Origin of the sequence: Pseudomonas sp. PDM01 (assembly GCF_014852325.1) — a bacterium.
GTDB classification, from domain to species: Bacteria; Pseudomonadota; Gammaproteobacteria; order Pseudomonadales; family Pseudomonadaceae; genus Aquipseudomonas; species Aquipseudomonas migulae.
The window spans coordinates 26323-44222 of sequence record NZ_JACVBK010000010.1; the positions used below are offsets into that span (position 1 = coordinate 26323).

The window sequence follows — 17900 nt, forward strand, 5'->3', positions numbered from 1 at the left end:
CGTAACCCCTTGTTTTGCTAGGCTTCGCAAAAGTTGGCACGCACCCTGCTATATGTTTGGTACAAGAACAATAACAAGCAATGTACAAGACAATAAAAATAAGACGTATCGACTCACGCACAATAAAAACAAGACGGCATGAGGCGTAGCTAACTGATTCTTTTGGAGAGGCGTTGTATTTGGGGCTTGCCCCACGACCAGGCCGAGAACAACAAAAAACTGTCTTGAGACAGAGCCTGAACTGGTTGGATCGCAAGATCACTGCAGCACAGCGACCAAAGCAATCCGTTTGCTCTTGGCTCCCGATTGGGAGGGTCATGAAGGAAAACTTCATGACGCGGGCACTCAACAAAAACAAGAAGCCCGAAACCAATAACAAAAATAGAACATGCAACTACTTCTTGGGGAGCTTCGGCTCCCCTTGTAGTTTCTGGCGTTTACGCCCGTGCCAGACACGCCCTTCAAGCGCTTGCGCAGCTTCCTACACCATCCCCCGACTAAATGCTAGAATCCCCGCCCATCATGCGGTCATTCTTCGTTTTGGCCGAACATTCCTTCAAACAGTGCATCCCATGCTGAAGAAGCTGTTCCAGTCATTCCGTTCTCCCAAGCGTCATACGCAACACATCCGCAGCACGCCTGAAGTGCTTAACAGCGGCCAACACTCGCTGCAAAAGGCACAATTCAGCCGTTACGCGGTGAATATCGTCGAACGCCTGCAGAACGCCGGTTACCAGGCTTACCTGGTCGGCGGCTGTGTGCGTGACATGATGCTCGGCATCACACCGAAAGACTTTGACGTCGCCACCAGTGCCACCCCTGAACAGGTGCGCGCCGAATTCCGCAATGCGCGAATCATCGGCCGCCGCTTCAAACTGGTGCATATCCACTTTGGCCGCGAAATCATTGAAGTCGCGACCTTCCGCGCCAATCACCCGCAAAACGATGAAGAGGAAGACAGCAACCAGTCTTCCCGCAACGAGAGCGGGCGCATTCTGCGCGATAACGTCTACGGCACGCTGGAAGAAGACGCGCAACGCCGCGACTTCACCATCAACGCCCTGTATTACGATCCGGTCAGCGAGCGCATCCTCGACTACGCCAACGGCGTACACGACATCCGCAACCACCTGATCCGCCTGATCGGCGATCCGAAACAACGCTACCAGGAAGACCCGGTGCGGATGCTGCGCGCCGTGCGTTTCGCCGCCAAGCTGAATTTCGGCATCGAAAAACACAGCGCCCTGCCGATCCGCGACCTGGCACCGATGCTGCGCGAGATCCCGTCGGCCCGTCTGTTCGAAGAAGTGCTCAAGCTGTTCCTCTCCGGCCACGCCGCGGACACCTTCGAGATGCTGGTCGACCTGCAGCTGTTCGATCCGCTGTTCCCGGCCAGTGCCGAGGCGCTGGAATACAACCCGACGTACACCCACACCCTGATCAGCGAAGCGCTGATCAACACCGACCTGCGCATCAAGCAGAACAAACCGGTGACCCCGGCGTTCCTGTTTGCGGCCCTGTTGTGGCCTGCCCTGCCGGCTCGCGTGCTGCGCTTGCAGGAACGTGGCATGCCGCCGATTCCGGCGATGCAGGAAGCGGCGCACGAGCTGATTGCCGAACAGTGCCAGCGGATCGCGATTCCAAAACGCTTCACCATGCCGATCCGCGAGATCTGGGACATGCAGGAACGCCTGCCGCGCCGCAGCGGCAAACGCGCCGACCTGCTGCTGGACAACCCGCGTTTCCGCGCCGGTTACGACTTCCTGCTGCTGCGCGAAAGCGCTGGCGAACAGACCGATGGCCTGGGCGAATGGTGGACGGATTATCAGGACGCCAACGACAGCGAACGTCGTGACATGATCCGCGACCTCAGTGGCAAGGAAGACGGCACTGGCGCACCACGCAAACGTCGCCGCAGCGGCGGTGCCAAGCGCAAACGTGCAGCCGGCGCACCGAGCACCACGGGCGAGTAAGCATGGAACGCATCTACATCGGCATGGGCAGCAACCTGGCTGACCCCGCCGAACAATTGCGCAGCGCCGTCGAAGCGCTGGCGCGGTTGCCGCAGACCGAACTGGTCGGGGTTTCCGGGTTTTATCAGAGCGACTCGCTGCTGCCTGGCCAACCGCGTTACACCAACGCGGTCGCCGCCCTCGACTGCACGCTTGCCCCGCTGGAGCTGCTCGATGCGCTGCAAGCCATCGAGAACGGACAGGGCCGCGAACGTCTTGAGCGCTGGGGGCCACGCACGCTTGATCTCGACATCGTGCTGTTCGGTGATCGGCTGATCGACGAGCCACGCCTCAAGGTACCCCACTACCATATGCAGGAACGCGCGTTCGTTCTGTATCCGTTGGCCGAATTGGCGCCAGTGGATTTGCGGTTGGCCGATGGCCGCAGTCTGAAAGAACTACTCGCAGCCTGCCCGTTCGTCGGGTTGGAACGCCTCCCCCCGAATTAACGCACATCCCCTGTGGGAGCGAGCCTGCTCGCGATAGCGGTGGATCAGTCGGCATCAATGCTGAATGACACACCGCTATCGCGAGCAGGCTCGCTCCCACAGGGGATTTGTGTTGTGCATAAGATCTGCAGGTGCTGAATCGCATCAGTTACTTCGGTAACACCCCACGCGTAACAATGCGGTAACACACGCAATTGACTTCCCGAGTTCTCCTCACGACTATAGGCGTCCCGCTGCCGCCAACACGGCGTTAAAGGGCGCAATCCAGGCCTTAAAAGCACGACAACAGACCGTGCGCCTGTATTTAACGAAGAATCACGCGCGTTACTCGCAGTAGTTTCCACAGCGCCTGAATGAGGAACTTTTCATGCCAGCCATCACCCTGACCACTCTGCAAGGTCTCAAGCAAAAAGGTGAAAAAATCACCATGCTGACCTGCTATGACGCGACCTTCGCCCACGCCTGCAATGAAGCCGGCGTCGAAGTGCTGCTGGTGGGCGACTCCCTCGGCATGGTTCTGCAAGGTCACGACAGCACCCTGCCGGTGACCACCGCCGAGATGGCTTACCACGTCGCCGCCGTCAAACGCGGTAACACCGACGCGTTTATCCTCGCCGACCTGCCCTTCATGGCCTACGCCACTATCGAACAAACCATGACCAACAGCGCCCAGTTGATGCAGGCCGGTGCACACATGGTCAAGGTCGAAGGTGCGCTGTGGCTGGCGGACTCGATCCGTCTGCTGGCCGAGCGCGGCATCCCGGTGTGCGCGCACATGGGCCTGACGCCGCAATCGGTGAACATTCTGGGCGGTTACAAAGTCCAGGGCCGTGGCGAGAACCAGGCACGACAGATGCGCGCCGACGCCATCGCCCTGGAACAGGCCGGTGCCGCCATGCTGCTGCTCGAATGCGTGCCGAGCGAACTGGCTCAGGAAATCACCCAGGCAGTGGGGATTCCGGTGATCGGCATCGGTGCCGGCAGCGGTACCGACGGCCAGGTCCTGGTGCTGCACGACATGCTTGGCCTGTCGATCACTGGCCGAGTGCCAAAGTTCGTGAAGAACTTCATGAATGGCCAAACCAGCATTCACGCGGCCCTGAGCGCTTATGTCACTGAAGTCAAAGCGGCGACTTTCCCTGGTATCGAACACGGATTCTCTGCATGAACACCGTAAAAACCGTACGCGAATTGCGGGCCGCCGTGGCCCGCGCCCGCAGTGAAGGCAAGCGTATCGCCTTCGTACCGACCATGGGCAACCTGCACAGCGGTCATATCGCGCTGATTACCAAGGCCTCCCAGCGGGCGGACTTCGTGGTCGCGAGTATTTTCGTCAACCCGCTGCAATTCGGCGCCGGCGAAGACCTCGACAAGTACCCGCGCACCCTGGCAGCGGACCAGGAACAACTGCTCGAGGCCGGTTGCCACTTGTTGTTCGCGCCCGCCGTAGAAGAAATGTACCCCGACGGCATGACCGGCCAGACCCGCGTCAGCGTTCCACAACTGTCCGAAGGCCTGTGCGGCGCCAGCCGTCCGGGGCATTTCGAAGGTGTGGCGACGGTAGTCAGCAAACTGTTCAACATGGTTCAGCCAGACCTGGCGATCTTTGGCCAGAAAGATTTCCAGCAACTGGCCGTGATTCGCGCGCTAGTGCATGACCTGAACATGCCGATCCAGATCATCGGCGAGCCGACGGTTCGTGCGGCCGATGGGCTGGCATTGTCATCGCGCAACGGCTTTCTCAGTGAAGAACAACGGGCCGTGGCGCCGGTTGTGTATCGCACGCTGACCTCGATTGCTGATGCCATTAAACAGGGTGAGCGCGATTTTCCGGCGTTGATCGCCGCACAGACCAAACAGCTTGAAGCTGCGGGTTTGCGTACCGACTACCTGGAAATCCGCCATGCGCTGACCTTGCGCCCGGCGACGGCGGAAGATCGGGACCTGGTGATTCTGGTGGCGGCGTTCCTCGGCACCACGCGGTTGATCGACAACCTGCACCTGAACCTCGACACACCCGCCTGAACACCTCAACTCCTCTGTAGGAGCGAAGCTTGCTCGCGAAGGCATCGCGTCATTCGACATCTGCATCGACTGACACGGCGCCTTCGCGAGCAAGCTTCGCTCCTACAGGGAGTTGCGTTGCCTCGCCGCTGTATTGCTGCCCACAATCGCTTCGGGCAAACTGCCCGCCGTTCGATTCCGACCTGGGAAAACACTCATGCACGCCATCATGCTCAAGGCCAAGCTGCATCGCGCCGAAGTCACCCACGCAGTACTCGATTACGAAGGTTCTTGCGCCATCGACGGCGAATGGCTGGACTTGTCCGGCATCCGCGAATACGAACAGATCCAGATCTACAACGTCGACAACGGCGAACGCTTCACCACCTACGCCATTCGTGGCGAAGAAGGCTCGCGCATGATCTCGGTCAATGGCGCCGCCGCCCACAAGGCCAAGGTCGGTGACCGTGTGATCATCTGTGCTTACGCTCACTACAGCGAAGCCGAGCTGCTCAACTTCAAGCCGCGCATGCTCTACATGGCACCGGGTAACGAGCTGAGCCACACCAGCAATGCCATTCCGGTTCAGGTCGCCTGACCGAACCTTCTCTTCCGTTTGTCGGACCGTTCCCTGCTTCATGTACAAAAAAGTACCGGGAACGGGTCAGACAAAGTCAAGACAGATCGCAGCGCGAGGTTTACTGTATTCGCCCTGTGCCATGAAATCGTGTCGACGCAGTTGACCGGACGCCCACCCACGGCGCTCCGGGATTTTTAGTGTTCAAAAGGCCGTTCAAGTAAAAAGGAAACCCGCAGCGATGGCGTACTACCGCACTCCTCAAGACGTGACCGCTCTGCCCGCCTGGCAGGCGCTGAATGACCACCGCCAAGCCATGCAGGATTTCAGCATGCGCGAAGCCTTCAATGCCGATCCGCAGCGCTTTACCCAATTCACCCTCAGCAGCTGCGGCCTGTTTCTCGACTACTCGAAGAACCTGATCAACGCCGAGACCCGCAATCTGCTGGTGGGCCTGGCCAATGAAGTTGACCTCAAGGGCGCGATCAAGGCGCTGTTCGAAGGCGAAATCGTCAACTCTTCCGAAGGACGCCCGGCCCTGCACACCGCGCTGCGCCGCCCAGTGGGCGAGAAGCTGTCGGTCAACGGCGTCAACGTGATGCCCGAAGTACACAAGGTCTTGAACAAGATCACCGACCTCGTGGGCCGTATCCACGACGGTCTGTGGCGCGGTTACACCGAGAAGCCGATCACCGACGTGGTGAACATCGGCATCGGTGGCTCGTTCCTCGGCCCAGAGCTGGTTTCCGAAGCCCTGCTGTCCTACGCCCAGAAAGGCGTGCGCTGCCATTACCTGGCGAACATCGACGGCACCGAGCTTCATGAACTGACCATGAAGCTGCGCGCCGAGACCACGCTGTTTATCGTTTCGTCGAAGTCCTTCAACACCCTCGAAACCCTGAAAAACGCCCAGGCCGCTCGCGCCTGGTACCTGGCTCAGGGTGGTTCGGAAGCCGAGCTGTATCGTCACTTCATCGCGGTCTCGAGCAACAACGCCGCCGCCGTGGCGTTCGGTATCCGCGAAGAAAACATCTTCCCGATGTGGGATTGGGTTGGCGGCCGTTATTCGCTGTGGTCGGCCATCGGTTTGCCGATTGCCCTGGCCATCGGCATGTCGAACTTCAAGGAACTGCTGTCCGGTGCCTACACCATGGACCAGCATTTCCAGAGCGCGCCATTCGAACAGAACATGCCGGTGCTGCTGGCGTTGCTCGGTGTCTGGTACGGCAACTTCTGGGGCGCGCAGAGCCACGCGATCCTGCCGTACGACCACTACCTGCGCAACATCACCAAACACTTGCAACAGCTGGACATGGAATCCAACGGCAAGAGCGTGCGCCAGGACGGCACGCCGGTGTCCACTGATACCGGTCCGGTGATCTGGGGTGGCGTGGGCTGCAACGGTCAGCACGCATATCACCAATTGCTGCACCAAGGCACCCAACTGATTCCGGCCGACTTCATTGTGCCGATCGTCAGCTTCAACCCGGTGTCCGATCACCACCAGTGGCTGTACGCCAACTGCCTGTCGCAAAGCCAGGCACTGATGCTCGGCAAGACCCGCGCAGAGGCCGAATCCGAGCTGCGTGACAAAGGCATGGCGGAAGCCGACGTGCAGAAGCTCGCGCCGCACAAGGTGATCCCGGGCAACCGTCCGAGCAACACCCTGGTGGTCGAACGCATCAGCCCGCGTCGTCTCGGCGCACTGGTGGCGATGTACGAACACAAAGTCTTCGTGCAAAGCGTGATCTGGGGCATCAACGCCTTCGACCAGTGGGGCGTGGAGCTGGGCAAAGAGCTGGGTAAAGGCGTCTACAACCGCCTGGTCGGCAGCGAAGAAACCCCGGCTGACGATGCTTCTACCCAAGGGCTGATCAACTATTTCCGCGGTCGTCACCGCGGTTAATCTGACGCCACTCCTACAGACGGTACTAACCTTGTAGGAGCCGGCTTGCTGGCGATAGCGGTGTGTCATTCAACATTTTTGTCGACTGATACGCCGCTATCGCCAGCAAGCTGGCTCCTACGAGGGTCGCGTAGCTCCCCTCTTGTCGCAAAAACAAGAAGAAGGAACCGTCATGTTCGATATCAGCACGTTCCCCAAAGCCGATGCCGTCCGCCGGGCCGCACACCTCAGTCAAGACGACTACAAGCGCCTGTATCGTCAATCCATCGAGCACCCCAGTGAGTTCTGGGCTGAACAGGCCACACGCTTCCTCGACTGGAGCACACCGTGGAAAACCGTCCAGCGCTATGACCTGAAAACCGGCGAAGCCAGCTGGTTTGCCGGCGGAAAATTAAACGTCAGCTACAACTGCATCGACCGCCACCTGGAAAAACGCGGCGATCAGATCGCAATCCTCTGGGAAGGCGATGACCCCGCCGAATCGGCCCAGATCACTTACAAAAAACTGCATCACAACGTCTGCCGCCTGGCCAATGTGCTCAAAAACCGTGGCGTGAAGAAAGGCGACCGCGTGTGCATTTACATGCCGATGATCCCCGAAGCCGCCTACGCCATGCTCGCCTGCACGCGAATCGGTGCGGTGCATTCGGTGGTGTTTGGCGGTTTCTCCCCGGACTCGGTGCGCGACCGCATTCTCGATGCCGACTGCCGCACCGTGATCACCGCCGATGAAGGCGTGCGCGGCGGCAAATTCGTACAGCTCAAGCAGAAAGTCGACCAGGCGCTGAAAAGTTGCCCGAACGTCAGCACCGTGATCGTGGTCGAGCGCACCCAGGGCGATGTCGACTGGGTCGAAGGCCGAGACCTCTGGTATCACCAGGCCCTGCGCGACGTCGACGACAATTGCCCGCCGGAACCCATGGACGCCGAAGACCCGCTGTTCATCCTCTACACCTCCGGCAGCACCGGCAAACCCAAAGGCGTGTTGCACACCACCGGCGGTTACCTGCTGCAAGCAGCGATGACCTTCAAATACGTGCTCGACTACCGCGACAACGAAGTCTTCTGGTGCACCGCCGATGTCGGCTGGGTTACCGGCCACAGTTACATCGTCTACGGCCCGCTGGCCAACGGCGCGACCACGCTGATCTTCGAAGGTGTGCCGAGCTACCCGAGCAGCTCGCGCTTCTGGCAGGTGATCGACAAGCACCACGTGAACATCTTCTACACCGCCCCCACCGCCCTGCGCTCGCTGATGCGCGAAGGCCCCGAACCGCTGAAAGAAACGTCCCGCGCGAGCCTCAGATTACTCGGCAGCGTCGGTGAGCCGATCAACCCGGAAGCGTGGGATTGGTATTTCAACGTCGTCGGCGAGCAGCGTTGCCCGATCGTTGACACCTGGTGGCAGACCGAAACCGGCGGCATCATGCTCAGCCCGCTGGTGAGCGCGCAGCGGATCAAACCCGGCTGCGCCACGCAACCGATGTTCGGTGTGCAGCCGGTGTTGCTCGACGAAGTGGGCAAGGAAATCAAAGGCGCCGGCAGCGGCGTGCTGGCGATCAAATCCAGCTGGCCGGCGCAGATCCGCAGTGTCTACGGCGATCCGCAACGGATGGTCGATACCTATTTCAAACCGTATCCCGGCTACTATTTCACCGGCGACGGCGCGCGGCGCGACGAGGACGGCGACTACTGGATCACCGGGCGCATTGACGACGTGATCAACGTTTCCGGCCACCGCATCGGCACCGCCGAAGTGGAAAGCGCGCTGGTGCTGCACGACAGCATCGCCGAAGCGGCGGTGGTCGGTTACCCTCACGACGTCAAAGGCCAGGGCATCTATGCCTTTGTCACGCCCATGAACGGTACCGACCCCACCGATGAACTGAAGAAGGAATTGCTGGCCCACGTCAGCAAGGAAATCGGCAGTTTTGCCAAACCGGACCTGATCCAGTGGGCCCCGGCCTTGCCGAAAACCCGTTCGGGCAAGATCATGCGACGGATTCTGCGCAAGATCGCCTGCAATGAGCTGGACAGCCTGGGCGACACCTCGACGTTGGCCGACCCTAGCGTGGTTCAGGATCTGGTGGATAAACGCCTGAACCAATAACGTGTGCACGCCTTGCCCTTGTAGGAGCCGGCTTGCCGGCGATAGCAGTGTGTCATTCAACATTTTTGTCGATTGATAGGCCGCTATCGCCGGCAAGCCGGCTCCTACAGGGGTAATGTGTGATGCCAGATCTTTTTTTTCAGCAATGAGTCGCCATGGAATTCATCCGCAGCCGCATCGAAACCCAGGTCATGAGCCTCACCGGCCTGTCCCTCGGCAAGCTCGACCTGGAAAACCCCAAGGGTGATCCCGGCCTGTTCGGCCCTGATTCGGTCAGTTGGCAAGTCCACGGCGACTTCAGCAGCATGCTCATCGGCGGCATCAGCGCGTTGATGCTGCAAGCCCTGCACCCCTTGGCGCTGGCCGGGGTCTGGGACCATTCGAATTTTCGCGAGGACATGCTCGGTCGCCTTCGCCGCACCGGGCAGTTCATTTCCGGCACCACCTTCGGCTCGCGTAAAGATGCTGACTGGCTGATCGAGAAAGTCCGCACCATCCACCTGCAAGTGACCGGCACCGCGCCGGATGGCCGGCCTTACGCCGCCAGTGATCCAGATCTGCTCACCTGGGTGCACGTGGCCGAAGTCAGCAACTTCCTCGCGGCGCATTTGCGTTATCGCAACCCACACCTTTCGCTGGCCGATCAGGACCGTTACTACGATGAAATCGCCTTGGTCGCCGAACGCCTGGGCGCGCGGGACGTACCGCGTTCGCGACAGGAAACGGCCGAATACCTTGAGCGCATTCGTCCGCAATTGCTGTGCGACGAGCGCAGTCGCGAGGTGTTGCGACTGTTGTTGAACGCACCCTCCCCGAGCCGTCTGGCCAAGCCGTTCGGTGGGTTGATGATGCAGGCAGGCATTGATCTGCTGCCGGATTGGGCCAGCGACATGCTGGGGGTGCGCCAAAGTGCCCTGCAACGCAAACTGATCCGCGCCAGCGTCAACCGCAGCGCACCGATGCTGCGCTGGGCCGTGCGTAATGGCTCGGTGCATCGGGCGAAGCGACGGATGGGACTGCCGACCTAATCCCCTTGTAGGAGCGAGGCTTGCCCGCGAAGAACGATAACGCGGTGTATCCGCCAGACCGTGCGGCATTCTTCGCGGGCAAGCCTCGCTCCTACAAGTCCTCTCGTGCGCAAGCTGTTAAACTCCCGCGCCAAATTCCCTCCCCTGCAAGGCGCCCAGCATGTCTTCCTTGAATCAGGCGCTGTGCGCCGCCCTCGAACATCGCCAGGACCTGCTTGCCGAACTGCATCAGCAAGGCACCGATTGCTATCGCCTGTTCCACGGCAGCCAGGAAGGCGCCGGCGGCCTGACCATCGACCGCTACGGCCCACAATTGTTGGTGCAGAGCTTTCATCAGGCGCTGGAGCGCGACGCCCTGCTGCAAGTGCATGAAACGATCAACCAACATCTGGGCCTCGACACCCTGCTGGTCTACAACGACCGCTCCCGGGGCAACTCGCGCATCGACCGTGAAGACACGGTCTACCGAGCCGACGAAGCCGCCCTGCAAGACTTGGTCGGTCACGAATGGGGCCTGAATTACCGGGTTCGCGGCCGCCACGCCGGCCAGGATCCGCTGCTGTTTCTCGACCTGCGCAACACCCGTGGCTGGGTCAAGGATCACAGCAAGAACAAAAGCGTGCTGAACCTGTTTGCCTACACCTGCGGCGTCGGCCTGAGCGCTGCGGCCGGTGGCGCGAGCGAGGTGTGCAACCTGGACTTCGCCGAGGGCAACCTGGCGGTCGGTCGCGAAAACGGTCTGCTCAACCCACAGTTGCCGACCATGCAATTCATCCAGTCCGATTATTTCCCGGCCATTCGCCAACTCGCCGGCCTGCCCATCAGCCAGCGTCGCGGGCAGAAACTGCCGAACTATCAACGCCTGGAACAACGTCAATACGATCTGGTTTTGCTGGACCCTCCGGCCTGGGCCAAGAGCGCTTTCGGCACCGTAGACCTGCTTCGCGACTACCAGAGCCTGCTCAAGCCCGCGCTGCTGACCACCGCCGACAATGGCGTGCTGATCTGCTGCAACAACCTGGCAAAAGTCAGCATGGACGACTGGCGCGAACAGGTTTTGCGCTGCGCCGAGAAGGCCGGCCGCCCGGTGCGCGAATGGACGGTGATGAAACCGGGCGCCGATTTCCCGTCCATGGATCAACAGCCGCCGCTGAAAACACTGATCCTGCAGCTCTGAATCACATCAGATAAATCTGAAAAATCCTGGGCTGAGCGATTACTTCGGAACCGGATTGGCGTGCCATACTCCAAGGCACTCCGATTCAGACAGATGAAGCCGCACATGCCCAAAGGATTGATCCGCGCTATCGGCGCCTTGTTGACTGCTCTGGCCCTCTACAGCCTGCTGGGGTTTCTGATTTTACCGGGCATCGCATTGCGGGTGGCCAACCAGCAACTGGCGAACTATGCGACGACGCCCGCCACTATTCAGCGAATCGAACTCAACCCGTTCAGCCTTGAAGTCACCCTGTGGGGCCTGATCATCGGCGAACCGGGCAAGGAACAGGTCGGTTTCGAACGGCTTTACGCCAACCTGCAGATCGACAGCCTCTGGACCAAGGCGCTGCACCTGTCCGATATCGAACTGGACAAGCCGAAGACCGAAATCCTTTTCGGCAAGGACGGCAAACTCAATTTGCTTGGTCTGTTCAAACTGCCGGCGAGCGAGCCGACGCCGGCCGACCCGAACGCCAAACCGTTTCCGTTGCGCGTAGAGCGGATCAAACTGGCCGGCGGTGCCGTGCATTTCAAGGATGACCGTCCCAGCGAAGCCATCGAGTTCCTCTACGACAAACTCGATTTCGAGCTGAACAACCTCAGCACTCTGCCCGATGACAATGCCGACATGACCCTTGTGGCCATCGGCCCGAACGGTGGGCAGATCGACTGGACCGGTAACTTCAGCCTCATCCCGATCGCCTCCGAAGGTAAGCTGAAAATCACCGACGGACAGATGAAAACCTTTTGGCCCTATGTGCGTGACGCGCTGCCGCTGGTGCTGGAAAACGGCGTGTTGAACCTGAGCACCGACTACAAACTCAACCTGTCCAAGGAAACCGAGCTGCTGCTGAACAACGTCGCAGTGAGCGTGGCGCCCTTCGCCATCAAGGCTCCGGACGGTCGGCCACTGGCGAAACTCGAACGCCTGGACGTAACTGAAACCACGGTCGACCTGGCCAAGCAGCAAGTTGTCGTCGGCAAGATCCGCAGCAACAAACTGGAAACCTGGGCGGCACTGGAAGCCGACGGGCAACTCGACTGGCAGAAGCTGTTCGCCAGCCAACCGTCCAAGGCCGCCGCCAAGGCCAAAGCCGAGCCGGCCAGCACGCCAGCGGCCGCCGACTCGCCAAAGCCAGAACCGACGCCGCCGAGCAAACCTTGGCAAGTGCTGTTGAAAGATGTGCAGTTGCGCAATTACCAGGTGCACCTGGCTGACCGCAAAGCGCAACCCGCCGTGACGCTGGATTTGAACCCGCTGAACCTGGACCTGCAAAATTTCGACAGCCTCAATGGCTCGCCTTTTACCCTCAAGCTCGACACCGGGGTGGGCAAGCAAGGCAAGATCACCGCCGAGGGCGAGGTCAATCTCGCTCCCGTCAGCGCCAAATTGAACGTGCAGACCAAGGACATCGACCTGCGGGTCGCCCAGTCCTACATCACCCCGTTCATTCGCCTTGAACTGCGCAGCGGCATGCTCGGCAGCGATCTGGCGGTCAACCTGAAAAGCACCGAGCCGTTGGCGTTCAGCGTCACAGGACGGGCGCAGATCGATCAACTGCACACCCTCGACACCCTGAAAACCCGCGACTTTCTCAAGTGGCAGCAGGTGGTGGTCGAAGGCCTGAATTATCAGCACGGCGACAGCCTGTCCATCGACAAGGTCAACCTGTTCCAGCCCTACGTGCGTTTCATGATCAACGATGACCGCACCACCAACATCGATGACCTGCTGATCCCGCAACCGCCCGATTCCGGCGCCAAAACCGCTGCGGCCAAACCCGTCAGCCAGGACAAGCCGCTGGGCATCCACATCGGCGGCATTGCCATCAATGACGGTTCGGCCAACTTCGCCGACTTCAGCCTGACCCCGAACTTCGCCACCGCCGTGCAACAGCTCAACGGCCAGATCGGCACCATCGACAGCCGTCAGGCGAAACCGGCGACCGTCGACATCAAGGGCAAGGTCGATCGTTACGCGCCGGTGACCATCAAAGGTTCGGTCAACCCGTTCGACCCGATGGCCAGCCTCGACATCGCCACCAGTTTCAAACGGGTGGAACTGACCACGCTGACGCCCTACTCCGGCAAGTTCGCCGGCTACCGTATCCGCAAGGGCCGACTCAACCTCGACCTGCATTACCTGATTACCAAAGGCCAGCTCAAGGCTGAAAACAAAGTGGTGGTCGAGCAATTGCAACTGGGTGAAAAGGTCGACAGCCCCGACGCTGTCAGCCTGCCGCTGAAACTGGCGATTGCCCTGCTCAAGGACGTCGACGGCAAGATTTCCATCGAGCTGCCAGTGAGCGGCGACCTCAACAATCCGCAGTTCAGCGTCATGCCGATTGTCTGGCAGACCCTGCGTAACCTGATCGTCAAAGCCGCCGCCGCACCGTTCAAAATGATTGGCGGGCTGGTCAGTGGTGGTTCGGAAGACCTGGGTACGGTGTCGTTCGCGCCGGGCTCGAGCGACCTGAGCAAGGACGCCGAGGGTTCGCTGGTCAAACTGTCCAATGCGCTCAAGGAACGTCCGGCCCTGCGCCTGGAGATCGAAGGCACCGCTGCCGCCAGCAGCGATGGCCCGCTGATCGCCGAGCAACGCCTGGAACGGGAATACCAGTACAACTACTACAAAATGCTCCAGCGTCGCGGCGACAAGGTGCCGGCGCAGGCCTCGTTGCTGCAAGTACCGGACGGCGAGAAAGGCCCGCTGCTGGAAGGCATCTACCGCACCCGCCTGAAAACCCAGCCACCCGCCGAATGGAAGGACTTGGGCAAGGAAGAACGCACCGCCAAAATGCGCGCAGACGTGATCAAGTTCTGGAGCACCAGCGACGTGCTCTTGCGCCAGCTGGGCCAGGATCGCGCCAGCAGCATCAAGGATTATCTGGTCGACAAGGGGCAGTTGGCCGATGACCGCGTGTACTTCATCGATGCCAGCCTCGGCGAAGCAGAAAGTGACGGTCGGGTGGTAACGCCGTTGCACCTGGATGCCGAGTGATGATCAGTCGGTTGCTGATCAGCCTGACACTGGCAATGGCGGCCAGTCAGGCCTCGGCCGCAGATACCCTGCGCTGCGGCAGCCAGTTGGTCAGCGTCGGCGACCGGTCCAGCGAAGTACTGCAAAAATGCGGTGAGCCGGTCAGTCGAGACCTGTTGGGCTACAAGCGCAGCGCCAACCGCCGGGAAGAATTCCAGGTCGAGGAATGGACCTACGGGCCCAACGGCGGGATGTATCAATACCTGCGGTTTGAAGGCAATCGCTTGAAGCAGATCACCAGCAAACGCGGAAACTGAATACACCCTATAACCCATGTGGGAGCGAGACCGGCTTGCCGGCGATAGCGGTGTAACAGTCAGCAAAGATGTTGAATGTTATGGCCTCATCGCGAGCAGGCTCGCTCCCACATGGGTTTTGTGGTGGCCCGGAATAGAACAGGCCCCGGACACGAATGTCCGGGGCCTGTAATGGCCACATCCTTGTAGCCGTCGCATGAACTCTCAAGTTGCGGCAGACGCATGACTCGGCTCGTCTACCGCGTCTTCTCCCGTTCAGGCGAGAAGTCTTGCCTTACTCGGCTTTCAGGCCGTCAGCGGAGACCGCCTGGACGCCTTTGATTTTCTTGGCGATGGCCACGGCGGTGGCTTTCTGAGCGTCAGTCACCGCGACAGTGGACGACAGGGATACAACACCTTTGTTGGTTTCGACTTTGATATCGGTACCAGGAATGCCTTTTTCGGTCACCAGGTCAGCTTTGACTTTGGTGGTGATCCAGGTATCGGAAGTGGCTTCTTTAGCCTTGGTCACTTCACCGGCAGCCAGCACCATTGGGGCTTGGGTAGCCTGGGTTTGAGCGAATGCAACGTTGGCCATGGTCAGGGTCAGCGCGGTAGCAGTAGCGGCAGCGATAGCGAACTTCTTCATACGAGTAACTCCTGTTTTTTCATAAAGTCTGCTGCGTGTCTTGTCAGCAGGGTTACTGGGTATAGTGCGAACGCTGTGCCAACTTTGAAACAGTTACTAACCCCTTATAAATCAACAACTTAAAAAATCGACTGATTTTCGGAATCATGCAAATTGCATGACTTCGACATTCTCTACATGCAAGTTGCAGGTTTTAACGTGGGCCTAAGGCCATGAATTTGTGAGGTTTTCCAAATCTCACCAAGAAACGCAGCGAACCTGGAGTTCCCCCCCCCCAAAAATGCCCCATCCGACGATGGGGCATTCTTCTATCTAGCCGTTTTCAGCATTAAGTTGCCGAGGCTGTGCAACCAGGCGGTGCGTAATCGGCAGTCACGCCGGTCGCGCACGACCAGCCTGCAGTGGCGCTGCGAGTCAGCGTGATGGTTTTACCTGCCACAGGGGCCGGTGCTTTCTGCAGGGTGCAGACAATGGTGCCAGCGCCTGAGGCAACCGTGCCGGTGACAGCAATTGCACAGTTCTGCGTCGTTGTGCCGGCGCCCGTCAGTGTGGTGGGTTCTGCAGTGCCGGCATTCATCAGGTCTTCAAACGAAACCTTCAATGCTGAAATTTCCGCCAACCCCGCCGTCACTTTCGCCCGAGCCTGATACTTCGAATAAGCCGGCAACGCAAACGTCGCCAGAATCCCGATGATCGCCACCACGATCAACAATTCGATAAGCGTAAAACCTTTCTGAGCACTCATAGACAAGCTCCATGCATGAGTCGAAATCTCATGATCTGAACCAGTCTCAGCACAGCCCATGCCAAGCCCGTTACCCCCTGTTAGCGGGGCGCGAGAACGACGCAAGGCCTTGTCCTGCCCTCAGGATCCGCACTATCTGACACTTTTTGTCACCAGAGCAGCGCTGGTTTGGCGCCACCCGTTGACTAGGCTATAAGTCATGAACTGTCTGCGTCCGGTATCCCCATGAATGACATCGCCCTTAGCGGTCTGGCCAAGCAGTTGGTGCTTGCCGAGCTGCTCACCGACCAAAGCGCGCAACAGGCGTATCAGCAAGCCCAACGCCACAAAATCTCCCTGGTCAGTTATCTGGTGCAGAACAAACTGGTGAAAAGTCGCCAGGTCGCCGAGATCGCCTCGGAGCATTTCGGCATGGCGCTGCTCGACCTCAACTGCCTGGACAAGGAAACCCAACCCAAGGGCCTGGTCAGCGAAAAACTGGTTCGCCAGCACCACGCCCTGCCCCTCTGGCGGCGTGGCAACAAGTTGTTCGTGGGGGTTAGCGACCCCACCAATCACCAGGCCATCAACGACATCCAGTTCAGCACCGGGCTGAACACCGAAGCCATCCTGGTGGAGGACGACAAGCTCAGCGATGCCATCGAGAAGTTCTTCGACAACCATGCCAGTGGACTGGAAGACATGGCCGACATCGACCTCGATGGCATGGACATCGAGTCGATCGATGACCACCAACAGGACGCCATCGCCGGACAGGATGCCGACGACGCGCCGGTGGTGCGCTTCGTTCACAAGATGCTGCTGGACGCGATCAGGAGCGGCTCTTCCGACCTGCATTTCGAGCCCTATGAAAAAACCTACCGCGTGCGGATGCGCACCGACGGCATGCTGCGTGAAGTCGCCAAGCCGCCGATTCAACTGGCCAACCGCATCGCCGCCCGCCTGAAAGTCATGGCCAGCCTCGACATCTCCGAGCGACGCAAACCCCAGGACGGGCGGATCAAGATGCGCCTGTCGAAGAGCAAGTCCATCGACTTCCGGGTCAACACCCTGCCGACCCTGTGGGGCGAGAAAGTGGTGATCCGGATCCTCGACCCATCCAGCGCGCAAATGGGCATCGACGCCCTCGGCTACGAGCCGGACCAGAAAGACCTCTACATGGCCGCGCTGAAGCAGCCGCAAGGGATGATTCTGGTGACGGGCCCCACGGGGTCGGGCAAGACCGTGTCGCTCTACACCGGCCTGAACATACTCAACACCGTGGACATCAACATCTCCACCGCCGAAGACCCGGTGGAGATCAACATGGAAGGCATCAACCAGGTCAACGTCAACGCCAAGCAAGGTCTGGGTTTTGCCCAGGCGCTGCGTTCATTTTTGCGGCAGGACCCGGACGTGATCATGGTCGGCGAGATCCGCGACCTGGAAACCGCCGAAATTGCCATCAAGGCCGCCCAGACCGGGCACCTGGTGCTGTCGACCCTGCACACCAACAGCGCCGCTGAAACCCTGACCCGCCTGCACAACATGGGCATTCAGGGGTTCAACATCGCGACGTCCGTCAGCCTGATCATCGCCCAGCGCCTGGCACGCAAACTGTGCAGCCAGTGCAAGAAGCCCATCGATATTCCCCGCGAGGCATTGATCAAGGAAGGCTTCCCAGAGGAACGGATTGGCACATTCACGATCTATGAGCCGGTCGGTTGCGATCAGTGCAACGGCGGCTACAAGGGGCGCGTGGGGATTTATGAAGTGGTGAAGAACACAGCAGGCCTGCAACGGCTGATCATGGCCGAAGGCAATTCGCTGGAAATCGATATCCAGATGCGCAAGGACGGCTTCAACGACCTGCGTACTTCCGGGCTGATCAAGGCCATGCAAGGCATCACCAGCCTTGAAGAAATCAACCGGGTCACCAAGGACTGA

Annotated in this window: 14 protein-coding genes; 12 read left to right on the forward strand and 2 right to left on the reverse strand. The window is 59.7% G+C overall.

What is annotated here, in order from left to right; translation table 11 throughout:
• Positions 1–572 precede the first annotated feature (572 nt).
• From IB246_RS23555 to IB246_RS23605, 11 genes are all read left to right on the forward strand, one after another.
• The gene (locus IB246_RS23555) at positions 573–1973 is read left to right on the forward strand and encodes a polynucleotide adenylyltransferase PcnB (protein ID WP_008033187.1); all 1401 of its coding nucleotides are present in this window, start codon (positions 573–575) and stop codon (positions 1971–1973) included.
• A 2-nt stretch (positions 1974–1975) separates the two neighbouring features.
• Positions 1976–2461 carry a 2-amino-4-hydroxy-6-hydroxymethyldihydropteridine diphosphokinase gene (gene folK / locus IB246_RS23560; RefSeq protein WP_008036378.1) on the forward strand — a complete coding sequence of 162 codons (486 nt, stop codon included), beginning with the start codon at positions 1976–1978 and terminating at the stop codon, positions 2459–2461.
• 367 nt (positions 2462–2828) lie between these two features.
• The gene (gene panB / locus IB246_RS23565; RefSeq protein ID WP_008036377.1) at positions 2829–3629 is read left to right on the forward strand and encodes a 3-methyl-2-oxobutanoate hydroxymethyltransferase; all 801 of its coding nucleotides are present in this window, start codon (positions 2829–2831) and stop codon (positions 3627–3629) included.
• Positions 3626–4486 carry a pantoate--beta-alanine ligase gene (gene panC / locus IB246_RS23570; RefSeq protein ID WP_008036375.1) on the forward strand — a complete coding sequence of 287 codons (861 nt, stop codon included), beginning with the start codon at positions 3626–3628 and terminating at the stop codon, positions 4484–4486. Before panB ends, panC begins: the two co-directional genes overlap by 4 nt.
• Before the next feature lie 196 nt (positions 4487–4682).
• Positions 4683–5063, forward strand: coding sequence for an aspartate 1-decarboxylase (gene panD / locus IB246_RS23575; protein WP_003228271.1), 381 nt, complete (start codon positions 4683–4685; stop codon positions 5061–5063).
• Positions 5064–5283: 220 nt separating this feature from the next.
• Positions 5284–6948 carry a glucose-6-phosphate isomerase gene (gene pgi, locus IB246_RS23580; RefSeq protein WP_008033191.1) on the forward strand — a complete coding sequence of 555 codons (1665 nt, stop codon included), beginning with the start codon at positions 5284–5286 and terminating at the stop codon, positions 6946–6948.
• 172 nt (positions 6949–7120) lie between these two features.
• Positions 7121–9058, forward strand: coding sequence for an acetate--CoA ligase (gene acs, locus IB246_RS23585; RefSeq protein WP_008042826.1), 1938 nt, complete (start codon positions 7121–7123; stop codon positions 9056–9058).
• A 155-nt stretch (positions 9059–9213) separates the two neighbouring features.
• On the forward strand, positions 9214–10086 hold the full coding sequence (locus IB246_RS23590; protein ID WP_008042829.1) for an oxygenase MpaB family protein: 873 nt from the start codon (positions 9214–9216) through the stop codon (positions 10084–10086).
• 160 nt (positions 10087–10246) lie between these two features.
• Complete coding sequence (locus IB246_RS23595; protein WP_008042831.1) at positions 10247–11263, forward strand: class I SAM-dependent rRNA methyltransferase; 1017 nt, start codon at positions 10247–10249, stop codon at positions 11261–11263.
• Between the two features lie 105 nt (positions 11264–11368).
• Positions 11369–14305 (forward strand): DUF748 domain-containing protein, encoded by a 2937-nt coding sequence (locus tag IB246_RS23600; RefSeq protein WP_050562995.1) that lies wholly within the window; start codon positions 11369–11371, stop codon positions 14303–14305.
• A complete protein-coding gene (locus IB246_RS23605; RefSeq protein WP_008033199.1) occupies positions 14305–14601 on the forward strand; it encodes a DUF2845 domain-containing protein in 297 nt (98 codons plus the stop codon). Before IB246_RS23600 ends, IB246_RS23605 begins: the two co-directional genes overlap by 1 nt.
• Before the next feature lie 274 nt (positions 14602–14875).
• Here the strand turns inward: IB246_RS23605 and IB246_RS23610 are convergent, their stop codons facing one another.
• Both IB246_RS23610 and IB246_RS23615 read right to left on the reverse strand, forming a co-directional pair.
• Positions 14876–15229 (reverse strand): BON domain-containing protein, encoded by a 354-nt coding sequence (locus IB246_RS23610; RefSeq protein WP_008042835.1) that lies wholly within the window; start codon positions 15227–15229, stop codon positions 14876–14878.
• A 328-nt stretch (positions 15230–15557) separates the two neighbouring features.
• A complete protein-coding gene (locus IB246_RS23615) occupies positions 15558–15974 on the reverse strand; it encodes a pilin (RefSeq protein ID WP_008033203.1) in 417 nt (138 codons plus the stop codon).
• Between the two features lie 225 nt (positions 15975–16199).
• Between IB246_RS23615 and pilB the strand changes: the two genes are divergently transcribed.
• The gene (gene pilB / locus IB246_RS23620; RefSeq protein WP_008042839.1) at positions 16200–17900 is read left to right on the forward strand and encodes a type IV-A pilus assembly ATPase PilB; all 1701 of its coding nucleotides are present in this window, start codon (positions 16200–16202) and stop codon (positions 17898–17900) included.